At 39.2% G+C, this 788-nt stretch carries 1 protein-coding gene; it reads left to right on the forward strand.

Annotated elements, in window-relative coordinates:
• On the forward strand, nt 1–536 hold a 536-nt coding region (locus ACFINC_RS10410), incomplete at its 5' end, for an ATP-binding cassette domain-containing protein (RefSeq protein WP_375617166.1).
• Nucleotides 537–788: the final 252 nt, after the last annotated feature.

Here is a 788-nt window from a genome sequence, read left to right on the forward strand (position 1 = left end):
TGGAAATTGATCGCCTTTCTCTGCAAGATTTACGTGGTGCAATCTCTTATGTTCCGCAAGATGTTGCTATTTTTGATGGTACATTGCGCGATAATATTGTTTTTGGAACTGAAAATGCCCTGGAAGAGGAAATTATTGCGGCTGCTAAAGCAGCCAATGCCTTTGAATTTATTGAAAATTTGCCTGATGGCTTGGATACAGAAGTGGGAGAACGCGGTACCATGCTTTCTGGAGGGCAAAAACAACGCATTGGTATTGCACGGGCGATTTTAAGAAATGCACCGCTCTTGCTGCTTGATGAAGCGACATCTGCTTTAGATGCAAAAAGTGAAAAACTCGTGCAAGAAGCCTTAGAAGGTTTGATGCAAAACCGTACAACATTGGTGATTGCGCACCGTTTGGCAACCATTTTAAAAGCGGATCGTATTCTCGTGATGGATAAAGGTTCCCTTGTGGAAGAAGGAACCCATGCCGAACTTGTGGCAAAAAATGGTGTTTATGCTTATCTTGCAAAATTGCAATTTTCACCTGAATAAGGGCTCTTAATACAAGAGCAGTAACTGGGGGAAATACCATTTTTATAAGCAGAGGATGATCATTTAAGGGCTCATGGGAAAAAGAGAGGCAAGAATTAAGATAAAAAAGAGGGGCAAAAATTGAGGCGTTTTTCTTTTTGAATTCTGGTTGTGCTTTTTTATGCTTGAAAGGGAGCATCTTTATAAAAATGCTTTCTTTATGTAGAATATAAAACGATGCCAAGTTAATATTTATTAATTGACAACGCATTA

The organism is Bartonella sp. AP58NXGY (genome assembly GCF_042195785.1).
Taxonomy (GTDB): domain Bacteria; phylum Pseudomonadota; class Alphaproteobacteria; order Rhizobiales; family Rhizobiaceae; genus Bartonella.